The sequence below is a fragment of the Bacteroidota bacterium genome, from assembly GCA_016715425.1.
Taxonomy (GTDB): domain Bacteria; phylum Bacteroidota; class Bacteroidia; order Chitinophagales; family BACL12; genus JADKAC01.
The window spans coordinates 254392-269080 of sequence record JADKAC010000008.1 but is presented as its reverse complement, the minus strand read 5'-3'; the positions used below and the strand labels follow the sequence as shown (position 1 = coordinate 269080).

The 14689-nt window shown below is 35.2% G+C and carries 10 protein-coding genes; 3 read left to right on the top strand and 7 right to left on the bottom strand.

The features are described 5' to 3' along the window. The first annotated feature begins 67 nt into the window (after positions 1-67). Entirely contained in the window at positions 68-3823 is a 3756-nt protein-coding gene (locus tag IPN31_15245; protein ID MBK8683231.1) for a T9SS type A sorting domain-containing protein, read from the top strand. A gap of 49 nt (positions 3824-3872) precedes the next feature. On the opposite strand, the gene IPN31_15240 is transcribed toward IPN31_15245, so the two are convergent. Genes IPN31_15240 through IPN31_15215 form a run of 6 tightly spaced genes read right to left on the bottom strand, consistent with a single transcriptional unit; the run spans position 3873 to position 7579 of the window. Then, entirely contained in the window at positions 3873-4196 is a 324-nt protein-coding gene (locus tag IPN31_15240; protein ID MBK8683230.1) for a hypothetical protein, read from the bottom strand. Positions 4197-4209: 13 nt separating this feature from the next. Continuing rightward, on the bottom strand, positions 4210-4902 hold the full coding sequence (locus tag IPN31_15235) for a phosphatidylserine decarboxylase family protein (GenBank protein MBK8683229.1): 693 nt from the start codon (positions 4900-4902) through the stop codon (positions 4210-4212). A 54-nt stretch (positions 4903-4956) separates the two neighbouring features. Beyond that, positions 4957-5784 (bottom strand): phosphatidate cytidylyltransferase, encoded by an 828-nt coding sequence (locus tag IPN31_15230; GenBank protein ID MBK8683228.1) that lies wholly within the window; start codon positions 5782-5784, stop codon positions 4957-4959. A gap of 44 nt (positions 5785-5828) precedes the next feature. After that, a complete protein-coding gene (locus IPN31_15225; protein ID MBK8683227.1) occupies positions 5829-6029 on the bottom strand; it encodes a DUF2007 domain-containing protein in 201 nt (66 codons plus the stop codon). Beyond that, positions 5971-6963 carry a CPBP family intramembrane metalloprotease gene (locus IPN31_15220; GenBank protein MBK8683226.1) on the bottom strand — a complete coding sequence of 331 codons (993 nt, stop codon included), beginning with the start codon at positions 6961-6963 and terminating at the stop codon, positions 5971-5973. Before IPN31_15220 ends, IPN31_15225 begins: the two co-directional genes overlap by 59 nt. Before the next feature lie 43 nt (positions 6964-7006). Then, positions 7007-7579, bottom strand: coding sequence for a hypothetical protein (locus tag IPN31_15215; GenBank protein MBK8683225.1), 573 nt, complete (start codon positions 7577-7579; stop codon positions 7007-7009). Between the two features lie 62 nt (positions 7580-7641). On the opposite strand from IPN31_15215, the gene IPN31_15210 reads away from it, so the two are divergent. Both IPN31_15210 and IPN31_15205 read left to right on the top strand, forming a co-directional pair. Continuing rightward, positions 7642-8952 (top strand): UDP-glucose/GDP-mannose dehydrogenase family protein, encoded by a 1311-nt coding sequence (locus IPN31_15210; GenBank protein MBK8683224.1) that lies wholly within the window; start codon positions 7642-7644, stop codon positions 8950-8952. 28 nt (positions 8953-8980) lie between these two features. After that, positions 8981-9937, top strand: a complete 957-nt coding sequence (locus tag IPN31_15205; GenBank protein MBK8683223.1) for an SDR family oxidoreductase — start codon at positions 8981-8983, stop codon at positions 9935-9937. Positions 9938-10141: 204 nt separating this feature from the next. On the opposite strand, the gene IPN31_15200 is transcribed toward IPN31_15205, so the two are convergent. After that, positions 10142-14680, bottom strand: coding sequence for a T9SS type A sorting domain-containing protein (locus IPN31_15200; protein MBK8683222.1), 4539 nt, complete (start codon positions 14678-14680; stop codon positions 10142-10144). Positions 14681-14689: the final 9 nt, after the last annotated feature.

Here is a 14689-nt window from a genome sequence, read left to right as displayed (position 1 = left end):
CTTTAATAAATAACTCGTTACATGGTATATTCTTTGGCTTACAGATGCAATTACAAAAAATAATTTTATGAAACCTTATTTACTGTGCATTCTTTTTATTCTTTCGGGCTCATTACTTTTTTCTCAAAGCTTTTTATTCGCCAAACGATTTCATGGTAACGACACTCAAGTAAATAGTGATGTAACTACTGATGCAATAGGGAATATTTTTACTGCATGTAATTTTTATGGCTCAGTGGATGCTGATCCCGGACTAGGTGTAACCACATTTACTTCCGTTTCATCCTTAGATATAGCAATTGTAAAGTTGGATAGCGATGGCGATTTTATTTGGGCTATACATTTAGGTGGTAGTGGGTTTAGTAATTCATCAGTTTTAGAAACAGATATTGAAGGAAATGTATTTGTATTCGGATATTTCAACGGCACATTAGATATGGATCCAACGGCTTCCGTTTTTAATCTTGTATCTGCTGGCAGCGATGAAATTTATTGTGGCAAATATGATGCAGATGGCAATTTATTATGGGCAGCAAAATTTGGTGGAACTGGTACTGAACAGAATTATGGTTTTGCCTTGGACAATGATGATAATATTGTAATTCATGGATATTTTCAGAATACTGTTGACTTCAATCCGGGTGCAGGAACATTTAATCTTACCGCAGGTGTAATGGGGAATGATTTTATTTTGAAATTAGATAATGATGGCAATTTTTTGTGGGCATTAAAAATGGATTCATTTTGGGGAAATGAAACTATGGTGGATGCTGAAAATAATATCGTTATTGCTGGAGAATTTTTTGAAACTGTTGATTTTGATCCGAGTCCATCCACACATAATTTAACTGCTTATGGATTTGGTGCAGATGCTGTTGTTCTTAAATTGGATAGTGATGGAAATTATATTTGGGCAGTGGCTTTTTCAGGCAATATGAATGAACAGGTTCTATCAATTGCCGAAAGCACTTTGGATAACACATATATTACCGGTGGATTTTTTGAAGGAACAATGGATGCGGATCCCGGAGCCGAAATAAGTAATATTATTTCTGCAGGTTATGTGGATGGATTTACAATTAAAATTAATAATAGTGATGGCAGCTTGGTTTGGGGAAAAGGAATTGGTGGTTTAGGATTTCAATCGGTGAATGATTTGCAAGTTGATGAAACAGGTGGTATACATTTTACAGGAGCATTTGAACAAACTGCAGATTTTGATCCTTCCGGTTCAGTATTTAATTTGACTTCAGCAGGTTACACAGATTTTTATCGCTTGGTATGGACATCTGCCGGAGAATTTATTGCAGCAGAAAAAATTGGTGGTACGTTAAGTGATTGGTCGTATAAAATACATTTAGATAATTCAGGAGCTGAATTAATTACCGGCTACTTTGATGCAACAGTTGATTTTGATCCGGGTCCTTCTACTTTTAATTTAAGTTCTGAATTTACAGGATGGGATGGTTTTCTTGCAAAGTATTGTACTTCCTATACCATTCATAATTATATAAATATTTGCGAAGGTGAAAGTTTTTTTGCCGGCGGTGAATATCAAACTGCCACAGGTGATTATTATGATTATTATACACCCTTAGAAGGTTGTGATAGTACAGTAATAACTCATCTTAATGTGAATGTTCCAATTGTTGATCTTGGTTTGGATACAATGATTTGTGAAGGAAATAATATACTGCTCAATGCTGGAAATTCTGAGGCCACTTTTACTTGGAGTACCGGAGCCGAAACTCAAACAATTACTGTTTCTGAAACAGGTATTTATTCAGTAACAATTACTGATGTTGCCGGATGCATTGCATCAGATGAAATTGAAATAAATATGGTATCTGGCCCTGTTGTTTTTTTAGGTGAGGATATTTCTATGTGTTCCGGAGAATCTGTTGAGTTGGATGCAGGAAATTCAGAAGCTGAATTTTTATGGAATACCGGTGCAATTACACAAACAATTACTGTAACAACTTCAGGAAATTATGGTGTTTCTGTAACCAATGATGCGGGCTGCGAAGCGATAGATATTGTTACAGTTACAGTGCACACAAATCCTATAGTTGATTTAGGTTTGGATACAGGAATATGTTTAGGTAATACATTATTACTTAATGCTGAAAATCCGGGTGCAGAGTATTTATGGAACACGGGTTCTGCAAATCAAATAATTGAAATAGATGCAGCGGGATTGTATTATGTTACAGTAACAAATACTTTTAATTGCTTTTCTTCAGATTCAATTTTTGTAGAAATATTTCCAGCAATTACAGTTGATTTAAATGATGATATTGAAACTTGTGATGGTGATGTGATTACTTTAGATTCCGGCTTTCCTGATGTTGAATATTTATGGAACACAGGTGCAATTACTCAAACAATTGATATTACTGAAAGTGGTACTTACTATGTATTTGTAACTAATAATTTTGGTTGTTCGGATGCAGATACTGTGGTTGTAATATTGAATGAAATTCCTTTTGTTGAATTTCCGGATACAATAGAATATTGTGAAAATGAAATTGCTTTATTAGATGCAGAAAATATTGGTTCAACATATTTATGGAGTACAGGAGAAACGACACAGCAAATTATTGCGGCAAGTTCAGGAATTTATGATGTGGAAATTTCAAATGATTTTGGATGTACTTACAATGCAGAAACATTTGTTAACTTATTTCCAATTCCAGAAATATCTCTTGGATCTGATATTGAATCCTGTTATGGTGAAATTATTTTGTTAGATGGTGCAATTCCTTCCGGGACTTATCTCTGGAATACTGGTGCAACAACCTCAACAATATATGTTACTACAAATGGTATGTATTCGGTTGAAGTAACAAATGCATTTGGATGTTCAAATTCTGATTCTATTGAAGTTATATTTAATGCAACTCCTTTTATTGCATTTGACGACTCAATAGGATTTTGTGAAAATGAGTTTGCATTATTGGATGCAGAAAATTTTGGGTCAACATATTTATGGAACACTGGAGAAACCACACAACAAATTATCGCACCAAGTTCTGGAATATATAGTGTGGAGATCACCAACATTTTTGGATGTTATTTTTTCGAAGAAACGGAAGTTATTATTTATGAAATACCTGAAATTTTTATAAACGCAGATACAGCACTTTGCGCAGGGACACCTGTAATCTTAGATGCCACTATTACATCAGGCACCTATTTATGGAATACCGGTGCTACCACTTCAAATATTTACGTTGTAAATGGAGGAACATATTCTGTAACCGTTACAAATACATTTGGATGTACTTACTCTGATACTATTCTGGTGATTTATTTTTCACCACCAGTAACAACGTTTAATCTAAGTACAGATATTATTTGTATTGAAGATGCAGCAATTACTTTAGATACTGGTTCACCAAGCGGTGGTATTTATTCTGGCCCGGGTGTTATTGGCAATTTATTTACACCATCAATTGCAGGAGTTGGAACACATACAATCTCCTATACTTACACAGATACGAATGCATGTACCGGCTCATCATCTGATTTAATTACTGTTACTATTTGCCAAAATATTGAAGGTGAAAATACAAATTCAAACATCTCAATATTTCCAAATCCAGTAAATGAATTCCTAACAATTTACAATAGAAGTGCAGAGGCGTTGGAATTTATTGAAATGTATGATTTGTCAGGAAGAATTACTTTCTCAAAAAATATTTCTGTTTTGCCGGATAATTATTTTCAAATTCCAATGCAGAATTATGTAGCGGGTAATTACATGGTAAAAATCTTAAGCGATTCACAAGTGTATTTGGAACAAATAATTATTACTAAATAAAAAAGGACACTGCGTACACAGTGTCCTTAAAAAAAATTTATAGATATTGTTATTCGCTTTTCTCAGATTTTTTAGCACTTGCGCCAATAGAAACAGTTTTTGCTTTATCACCTTCTTTGCCTAAAGCACTTGCTGCACTGCTGTTTGAAGAGGTACTCTTACTGCTGCAACAAGATTTTGAACTGCTTGCGCCTTCTTTACATTCTTTCATTTTTTCAGGTGTGCAATCCGCTGCATTTGTGCTTTGGGAATGATCCGCAGCATTCACTGTAGTTGTTGCTTTGGTTGCTTCTGAAGTTGTAGAATTACTTTGTGCCATTGCAAATGCGCTAATAGCAAAAACGAGTGTAAGTGTTGTGAATAGTTTTTTCATAATAATTATTTTTTTAAAAAATGGATTGATTTTTTGGTTTATGAATTCTTGCAATAATTGTTTGTCCGCCTTTTACCTTATCGCCAACTTTCACATTTAATTGTGCATCCACAGGTAAAAATAAATCTACTCGTGAACCGAATTTAATAAATCCGAATTCAGCTCCTTGTTTAACATCATCTCCTTCTTCTACATAAAACTTAATGCGTCTTGCAACAGTACCTGCAATTTGTCGCATTAATATTTCAACATTATCATCTTCATCTTCTATTACAAATGTGGTTCGTTCATTATCGGTTGATGATTTTGGGTTCCATGCAAGTAAATATTTACCGGGATGATATTTAAAATATTTAACCTGACCACTGATTGGTGTGCGATTAATATGTACATTTTTAACGCTCATAAAAATAGAAATCTGTAAGCGTTTATCACCAAAGTATTCCCCTTCATGTGTTTCTTCAATTACCACTACTTTACCATCTGCCGGCGCAATTACTGCACCTTCTTCCTGAAATAAAATTCGCTTCGGATTGCGAAAAAACATCATCGTAAATAAAACTCCAATTAATGAAACTATTAGAGAAATGAGATGTAATGTTTTATTATCTGGAAATGCAGTATGAAAGAAAACATTTAATGCTACTAGCAAGAATAAAAAAACTACGATGAGTTTTCTGCCTTCTTTATGAATAAGTTTTACCATGTCTGATTTTAAGCCGAGTTGGCAAAGTTACTACAATTCGCATGGCATTCCGGTTCAAATCAGGCTGAGCCATGCATATACAAAGGGAACCGCTATTAATAGGGCATCGAAGCGGTCTAGGAAGCCACCATGTCCGGGTAATATTCCACTGCTGTCCTTAATTTGCAGACTTCTTTTAAACATACTCTCAGATAAATCACCAAAGGTGCCGGCAATACTTGCCAATGCACCTGTAATTATCCATTCTTTTACAGTGAGTAAGGATTCGTATTCAGAAAAGATATATGCACAAGCAATGGAAGCTACAAACCCGCCTACAAATCCCTCCCATGTTTTCTTGGGTGAAATGCGCTCAAATAATTTATTTTTTCCAAAAGCTCTTCCTGTGAAATAAGCGAAGACATCATTGGTCCAGATAATAAATAATATACCGAGAGTGATTACAGGATAAAAATTATCTGCGGAAATAGAAATAGTATTTAATAAGGCAAATGGAATTACCACATATACCAAACCTATAATTCTAAGACCAATATATTGAAACGGGTTTGGACGATTTTTATATAATTCTAAAATGACAATGAAAGCAAATAACACAAAAAATAAACTGAAATATTTTGTGCCTATAACTCCATACGATATCAACATGATAAGAAAATATACAATGGTTCCTAAGGTGAGATTTCCTGCAATATGTAATTGTGCTTGTGGGTTTTCTTGTTTCAATGGCTTTATCATCAATAGATATTCGTATTGCGTCAGCATTGCAAGTAAATAAAAACATGCAGAAAATGTATATGGACTAATAAATATGCAACTGATAATTGCGGTTGCTCCGAAAAGTGCTGTAAAAAATCTTTGACCCAGGTTAGTTAATTGCATGTGTATTTTACTGTGATTAAAAAATAACGTATTCGAACATACAGTTATTCGTTGTTATTTTCATTATTAAAAATTATTTCTAAAGCAAGTTCCGCTTGAGAAGTATGCACCATTAAATCAATTTCTCCGGGAACAAAACTTACATAAGGGCTACTTGTTTTATCAAGCATCACTACTTTAATTCCTTCACTTTCCAGAGCTGTTCTCATTATCCATGCTCTCGGTTGTTCGCTGGTAGTGAACACTGTTATCCAATCTTTTTCCATATCCTGTACTTCTATAATAAAGTAAAATAAAAATTATAAATAGAGGAAGTGTTATCAATGCCTGCAACCATCCGGAAGGCTCTTCAAATTTTTCGGATAATACATTTGTATTTATCAGATAATAAGTAATAACCGCTCCCGTATTATTTATAAAATGCGCAAATATCGGCGCTCTTAAACTTCCACTCCAACCATATACATATCCCATAACAGCACCTAAAAGCAGCCGTGGGAAAAACCCAAAAAATTGCAAATGAATAAAACTAAATACAAATGCACTAGTCCAAACAGCTAGATGCAATTTACCTGTATGATCATAAATGATACGCTGCAAAATTCCCCGGAATAATAATTCTTCACCAACAGCCGCAACAATACCAATAATAAAAATATTAATCAGCAATCCACCAATTGTTGTTGTTCCTAAAAATGCATCTGTTTGCAACTGTGCCTGCTCTTCCAGATTTTTCATCATCTGCTCCATTTCAGCAAATGTATTTGGCAAATGCAAAGAAGCATTCCACTCTTGCATAAAACTAATAATAGCAGTGGAGGATAAGATTACAGCTATTATTAAAACGATATTTCTGAAATTAATTTTTTTATCTAATCCTGTAGAAAAAACAACTGATTTATTTTGCAGATATAAAAAAATAAGTGGAGTAATTATAAATCTGCCAACAGAAGAAAGCAGTTGAAATAATTTTAGTGATTGCACTTGTGCAATCGTAAATTGATCGGCAGATGTGTAACTGTCAATATCAAAAACCAACGTTTGTATATTGCCATCGGGAATAATAAAAGATGTGAGATATAATGCAAGATAGCTGAACAAAGATTCACCTAACAGATATAAGCCGAGCAGAATAAATAATTTTCCGCCTAATGGATAATTTGCAATAGCTCCACGCATCATTGTAAAGTTACATACGGTAATTCAAAGGATTTTTTTTCTGTTATTTAAAAAGAATTGACAGCAAATCATCAAATGGAAATGCTTCAGAATAATTTCTACCGGAATAATAATGCACTTGCAGTTGTAAATCAAATGATTTTTCATCTATCATCCGGAATTCAATAATGATATTTCCGAATTGTTGTTCCAGAATAATATTGTCAAGATTTATTTTTGGTTTCAGATAATGGCGTTCAATTATTTCAACATAATCATTGCGCAAAAAATGGCGCACATCCGAAACATACTTTTTATAATTATGCTGCAACAATTCATGTTTCCATGCATCTGCAATTAATTGCAATTCATTTTTTTCAAAATAAGCCGGTGTAAATGTGATGCGAATATTATTGCTTGCATTGTTTTGCCGACGTTCGAATGTATGATTAATTCCGGTGTCGTCATGCAATACAAAATATTGATGAAGCAATTGTTTTATATCTGCATATCTATCCGAAAATATCCATGCTTGCAATGCACTATCATAGTCTGCATCACGCTTTAAAACCTCATGCAGGAAAGGCTTTGCAGGGTTTTCTGAAAATTCGAATAGAGAAGTTAGTTCGTCGCTCATTGGTAAATGTTCCGTCAAAATTAAACTAACTTTGCGCCTGCTTATAAAAAATAAAAATATAAATGAAATTAGCAGTTGTAGGAACGGGTTATGTTGGTCTTGTTACAGGAACTTGTTTTGCTGAAACAGGGAATCATGTGATATGTGTAGATATAGATGCAAAGAAAGTAGAGCGCATGCGAAATGGTGAAATACCAATTTATGAACCGGGATTAGAAACAATTTTTTCACGCAATATCGAACAAGGTAATTTAACTTTTACCACTGATCTTCAATTTGCAGTTGACAATAGCGAAGTAATATTTCTTGCATTGCCCACTCCACCAAATGAAGATGGCTCTGCGGATTTGCAATATGTATTACAAGTTTCGGAACAGTTGGGTAAATTAATTAAGGAGTATAAAATTATTATTGATAAAAGTACAGTACCGGTGGGCACAGCAGAAAAAGTGCGTGATGTAATTGCAAAAAATTGTACTGTAGATTTCGATGTAGTTTCCAATCCTGAATTTTTAAGAGAAGGTGTGGCGGTAGAAGATTTTATGAAACCCGAACGTGTAGTTATTGGAACAGAAAGCGAAAGAGCAAAAGAGGTTTTAAATCGTTTGTATGCTCCATTTGTACGTCAGGGAAATCCCGTAATTTTTATGGATGAACGATCTGCAGAATTAACCAAGTATGCGGCAAATGCTTTTCTTGCAACCAAGATTACATTTATGAATGAGATTGCAAATTTGTGTGAAATAGTAGGTGCAGATGTGGACATGGTGCGCAAAGGAATTGGCAGTGATTCAAGAATTGGAAAACGTTTTTTATTTCCGGGTGTGGGTTATGGCGGCAGTTGTTTTCCGAAGGATGTGAAAGCACTGAATCATATTGCAAATGAAAATGATTATGATTTTCATGTGTTGAAAAGTGTAATTGAAGTGAACGACAAGCAACGTACAATTCTTGTAGAAAAAATTAAAAATAAATTCGGTAATAAATTAAGTGGAAAAAATATTGCAATATGGGGTTTGGCATTTAAACCGAATACAGATGATATCCGTGAAGCACCTGCAATTTATATTATTGATGCATTATTAAAACTCGGTGCAACAATACATGCATTTGATCCTGAAGCAATGGATAATGTGCGCAAAATTTATGGTGATAAAATTCAGTTTGCACAAAATGCATATGATGTGCTGCAAGATGCAGATGCATTGGTAATTATTACTGAATGGAATGTATTCCGCTCTCCTGATTTTGATATGATGCGCAGCATGATGCGCCAACATATTATTTTCGATGGACGCAATGTGTTTGATTTACAGGAAATAAAATCACAGGGATTTTATTATGAAAGTATCGGTAGAAAAGTAGTTGAATAATTTAATTGAATAGACATATATAGTTTACATGAAACGAATTCTTATTACGGGTGCTGCAGGATTTCTCGGATCACATTTATGCGATCGTTTTATTAAAGAAGGATACCATGTAATAGGAATGGATAATTTGATTACAGGTTCGCTGCGCAATATTGAACATTTATTTAAGCTGGAACATTTTGAATTTTATCATCACGATGTTTCCAAGTTTGTGTATGTACCTGGCAATCTCGATTATATTTTACATTTCGCTTCTCCTGCAAGTCCAATTGATTATTTAAAAATGCCAATTCAAACTTTGAAAGTAGGTTCGTTGGGTACACATAATTTATTAGGATTAGCAAAATCAAAAAATAGCAGAATATTAATTGCATCAACGAGTGAAGTGTATGGAGATCCGCAGGTACATCCGCAGAATGAAGAGTATTGGGGTAATGTAAATCCAGTTGGTCCACGTGGTGTTTATGATGAAGCAAAACGTTTTCAGGAAGCAATTACAATGGCGTATCATACTTTTCATGGATTGGAAACTCGCATTGTAAGAATATTTAATACTTATGGCCCTCGCATGCGATTGAATGATGGTCGTGCATTACCTGCATTTATCGGGCAGGCAATTCGTGGAGAAGACATTACAGTATTTGGCGATGGCAGTCAGACACGTTCATTTTGTTATGTAGATGATTTGGTGGAAGGGATTTATCGGTTGTTATTATCTGATTATTCTAGTCCTGTAAATATTGGTAATCCCGATGAAATAACTATTAAAGAATTTGCAGAAGAAATAATTGCGCTTACAAAAACAAATCAGAAAATTGTAAATGAATTATTGCCGGTAGATGATCCCAAACAACGCAGACCGGATATTTCACTTGCAAAAAAAATACTGCATTGGGAGCCAAAAATTTCCAGAGCGGAAGGATTAAAAATTACGTATGATTATTTCAAGCAATTGCCTGAGGAATTATTATATCAGCAATTGTAAAATAATTTTATAGCAATAATTTAATTCAAATAATTTCTCTATTTTATTTTAGAATTATTCTGGTGCATCCAATTTTCTTTTATAAGTTTTTATTATTCCATAAATTTTTTACGACAATTAACTAATAATATTTCCATCTACAAGCAAAAACATCAAGCAAAAAAAAGAGCGGCCATAGCCGCTCTTTTTATTAAGTGTTTTCACTTACTTATTGATTACCAAAGGATGTTGATTCATTGTTCCGTTTGGAAAGTGTATCACAACTGAATACATGCCACTTGCAAGGTCAGGTAAATTGATATTTAATATCTCTCCTGAATATGATTGTGTATGTGTCATTGCAAATACTTCGCTGCCGCTGATATCATAAATTTGAATTATCAGCTTCGCATTTTCTTCGGCTGTAGTAGAAATATTAAATGATTCACTTGTTGGATTTGGCCATAATTGAGATTCAATTTCTGACTCAGATGCAAAACGACAATCTACTATTACCTGTACAATATTGGATACTCTTCCGCAGCCATCTAATGTGGATACAACTCTGTATTTTCCGGTAGTGGTTGCTTCATAAATATTAGCGGTTGCTCCGATTATTTCAACGCCATTCCTATACCATTGATAAGTTACTGTAGCATAATAATCTACTGAAAGAACAACTGAAGAACCATCACAGATATAGGAAGTTCCTGCGGGTGTTATTGGCAGATTTTTATAGTAAGTAACCTTTACTGAGTTTGAAGTTGCCGCATCGCAAACTCCATTGTCAACAGTACATGTGTAGTGTCCTGATTCTGTTACTGAAAGTGTAGAACCAGTTTCACCACTGATATCCATTCCATTTCTTTGCCATTGCAAATCTCCGGATGAAGCTGTTGCAGATAATAATACACTGCCTTCATAACAAATCTTATCCGGACCTATTGGTGATACACTTACACTTGCTTCTTCAACTACGGTTACTGTAATTGTATTGGAAACGAATGCTCCATTTGATACTGAATAATCTCCACTTTCTGTAGCTGTAATTGATTGTGTTGTTTCGCCTGTGCTCCAGATATTTCCGGTTGCTTCACTTGATGTAAGTATTACTGATCCACCTGCACAGAATGTGGTTTCTCCTTCTGCAATTATAGTAACTTCTGTTCCGCAAGATTCTACTGTTACTTCAACTGCTTCTGCTTCTCCGCTACATCCTTTTGCATCGGTTACTGTAACACTATAACTTCCGCTTTCAGTTACATTAATGGATTCGGAATTTGCTCCTGTACTCCATGAAATATCGAAGTAAGAATCTACACTTAGGTTCACACTACCACCATCACAGAATGTAGTCGGACCATCAGCAGAAATCTCAGGAGTTGGATTTGCATTTATTGTTACATCTGTATTTTCTGATGTTGCACTACATCCGTCTTGTGTTACTGTTACACTATAAAGACCTTCGGAAGATGCAACGATTGATGCACTTGTTTCGCCTGTGCTCCACAAGTAAGAATCACCTGCGGATGCAGTTAGCATTACGCTGCCACCTTCACAAAATTGAGTATCGCCATCGGCTGATATTGTGGCTTCCGGATTTGCATTTACTGTTACTGTAATTGTGTTGGATGTGTTATCTCCGTTTACACATGAGTAATCTCCACTTTCAGTAACTGTAATTGATTGGGTGGTTGCTCCTGTGTTCCAAACATTTCCTGCTTCTTCACTTGATGAAAGTATTACTGATCCGCCTTCACAGAATGTAGTTGGACCATCAGCAAAAATCACAAGCTCAGTACAAACTTCTGTGGTTACGGTTACATCCGATGATGTTCCCATACAGCCGTTGTCATTTGTTACAGTTACATTGTAAACACCTGCTTCATTTACATTTATTGATTCGGTGTTTTCTCCTGTACTCCATACAATATCGAAGTAAGAATCTACACTTAAATTCACACTACCACCTTCGCAGAAAGTAGTTGGACCATCAGCAGAAATAGAAGGAGTTGGATTTGCATTTACTGTTACATCTGTATTAGATGAAGTTGCACTACATCCGTTTTCTGTAACTGTTACACTGTAACTTCCTTCTGATGTTGCAGAGATAGATGCACTTGTTTGGCCAGTGCTCCATAAGTAAGAATCACCACTTGATGCAGTTAGCATTACGCTGCCGCCTTCACAAAATTCTGTGTCGCCACCGGCTGAAATTGTTGCTACCGGAATTGGATTTACGGTTACTGCTACTGCATCAGATTCATTGGTACAGCTATTTTCATTTGTAATTGTTACTGAATAATTTCCACTTTCAGATACTGTAATTGATTGTGTGGTTTCTCCGTTGCTCCACAAGTAAGAAGATGCTGTATTTGCTGTAAGCATTACATCTTCACCTTCGCATAATGTGGTGGATCCATCAGCATTTACTGTTGCTGTTGGATTTGGATTTACTGTAATTGCAATTGGATCGGAGATAGCAGAACAATCATTTTTATAAATGGTAACTGAATAGTCACCGCTTTCTGATACTGTTATTGAAGAAGTGGTTTCACCGTTGCTCCATAAATAGGAATCCGGTGAACCGGGAACATTTGCAGTAATAGTAACTGAACCACCTTCACAGAATGTGGTTGGGCCATCCGCTTCAAGTACTGCAACAGGATTTGGTGTTACATCCACTGCTAGGGTATTTGATGTGCGCACACATCCATCGCCATTATCAATAGTCAATGAGAAATCACCTGCTAATGTTACTGCGTTTGTTTCGGTGGTTGAACCGTCGTTCCATAAGTAACTCCAATGATGATCGGGTGTGGTGAGTATTACTGATTCTCCTTCACATAAGGTAGTTTCTCCTTCTGCAATAATTGTGATTGCATCGGGGCAGTAAGTGTTGGTGAGGGTATATGGCGTATAATCAGAGGAAGAATAATAACAATTTACCAGAACAATATAATTACCTGCGGCAAGATCAGATTTAGTAAAAGTATATCCACCTAATGCATAACTTCCACCTAAAAAAGTAACACCATCGGCGGAATATAACCGGCAATATATATATACATTATTAATTGCATCCACTGTTAAGGTAAGGTCACCTGATGATGATAATGTAATTGCATAATAATCATATTGATCTCGTATCCCTGAGTTATAATATCCAATATGGCCCTCAACGGTAACATTTGTTTCTAAAGGAGATGCTGTAGCTACAACATTATTTGGTTCAGGATCATTTGCCTCAGCTGGTGGGGTTAAAGTATTTGTAATTGAATAGGTATTGTATCCACTGGAATAATACATTCTTACACGTAAATAATAGGTTCCTGCGGCAAGATCATTTCTGCTAATGCTAAATGGGACTGTACTATAATCGGAAACCAATGAAGTAGTTCCGTCGGTATCATAAATATACATGTATGTATTTTGTGCTAAGCTTCCTGTAAGAGAAAAATTAAGATTACCATCTTCTGTCGTTGTGATCTCATACCAATCATCCAGATCTCTTGCTCCATCGGTATAATATCCAATATGTCCTTCAATGGTTGAATTTGCAGCAATTGTTATTGCAGAACCTACTACATTATTTGGTTCAGAATCATTTGCCTCAACTGGAGGAGTTAAAGTATTTGTAATTGAATAGTTATTATATCCATCGGAATAATACATTCTTACACGTAAATAATAAGTTCCTGCGGCAAGGTCATTTCTGCTAATGCTAAATGGGACTGTACTATAATCGGAAACCAATGAAGTAGTTCCGTCGGTATCATAAATATACATGTATGTATTTTGTGCTAAGCTTCCAGTAAGAGAAAAATTAAGTATTCCATCTTCTGTCGTTGTGATCTCATACCAATCATCCAAATCTCTTGCTCCATCGGTATAATATCCAATATGTCCTTCAATTGTGGAGTTTTCGGATATGCTAACTGCATTAGCAGCGACATCATTACTTTCCACATCATTTTCATACGTAACAGGGAAGGATGTATTTTTCAGTGTATATGGGGTATAACCATTGGAATAATACATTCTAATCAAAATATGATAAGTACCCGCAGCAAGGTCTTGGCGATTAATGGAAAAAGCGGTACCACTATAACCACTTGCCAATAAAGTTGTTCCGTCAGCGTCATATAAATATATAAATGTCGGGCTTCCATTTAAAGGATTGAGATAGATATATAATGGCCCATCTTCAACAGTAGTTACTTCATACCAGTCAGTTGAATCTCTGTCTAAATTATAATAATATCCAACATTTCCTGTGGTAGAATCATTTAAACCAAGTGTATTCGCAAGTGGATAGTAGTCGTTGGGTTCATTATCAGGATCTACAGATGGAGCTGTAAATGTAGGAGTGAACGTATAATCAGTTGAATCTCCTGAATAGAAACAATTTATTCTGATATAATATGTTCCTGCCTGCAGATCGTTTCTGCTGATATTAAAGGAAGCACTGCTATATGTACTAGCTAGCAATGTAGTTCCATCGTTATCATATAAATAACACCATAAATATTTAGAGTTTAAAGGCGTGGTGTTAATTGTGAGATTGCCATTTTCGGGAATTGTAATTTCCCACCAATCCTGATTAATGGTGTAACCGGCGCTTCCGGTATTTGCAATTCCGAGATCGGCAACGTTTGATGTTTCATACGTGTCGTTTGGTTCTGACTCGGTGGCTGAATAAAGATTCACAGTCAGTAGCAAGACTAAAGCCACTGCAAAGTTTTTGAATAAAAGCTGTTTCATAAATTAAAT

What these genes read in the sequence shown, in the direction of transcription:
- IPN31_15220 (MBK8683226.1), bottom strand. Translation starts at nt 6,963, where the DNA reads ATGCGTGGAGCTATTGCAAATTATCCATTAGGCGGAAAATTATTTATT.
- IPN31_15215 (MBK8683225.1), bottom strand. Translation starts at nt 7,579, where the DNA reads ATGAGCGACGAACTAACTTCTCTATTCGAATTTTCAGAAAACCCTGCA.
- IPN31_15235 (MBK8683229.1), bottom strand. Translation starts at nt 4,902, where the DNA reads ATGGTAAAACTTATTCATAAAGAAGGCAGAAAACTCATCGTAGTTTTT.
- IPN31_15205 (MBK8683223.1), top strand. Translation starts at nt 8,981, where the DNA reads ATGAAACGAATTCTTATTACGGGTGCTGCAGGATTTCTCGGATCACAT.
- IPN31_15230 (MBK8683228.1), bottom strand. Translation starts at nt 5,784, where the DNA reads ATGCAATTAACTAACCTGGGTCAAAGATTTTTTACAGCACTTTTCGGA.
- IPN31_15245 (MBK8683231.1), top strand. Translation starts at nt 68, where the DNA reads ATGAAACCTTATTTACTGTGCATTCTTTTTATTCTTTCGGGCTCATTA.
- IPN31_15240 (MBK8683230.1), bottom strand. Translation starts at nt 4,196, where the DNA reads ATGAAAAAACTATTCACAACACTTACACTCGTTTTTGCTATTAGCGCA.
- IPN31_15200 (MBK8683222.1), bottom strand. Translation starts at nt 14,680, where the DNA reads ATGAAACAGCTTTTATTCAAAAACTTTGCAGTGGCTTTAGTCTTGCTA.
- IPN31_15210 (MBK8683224.1), top strand. Translation starts at nt 7,642, where the DNA reads ATGAAATTAGCAGTTGTAGGAACGGGTTATGTTGGTCTTGTTACAGGA.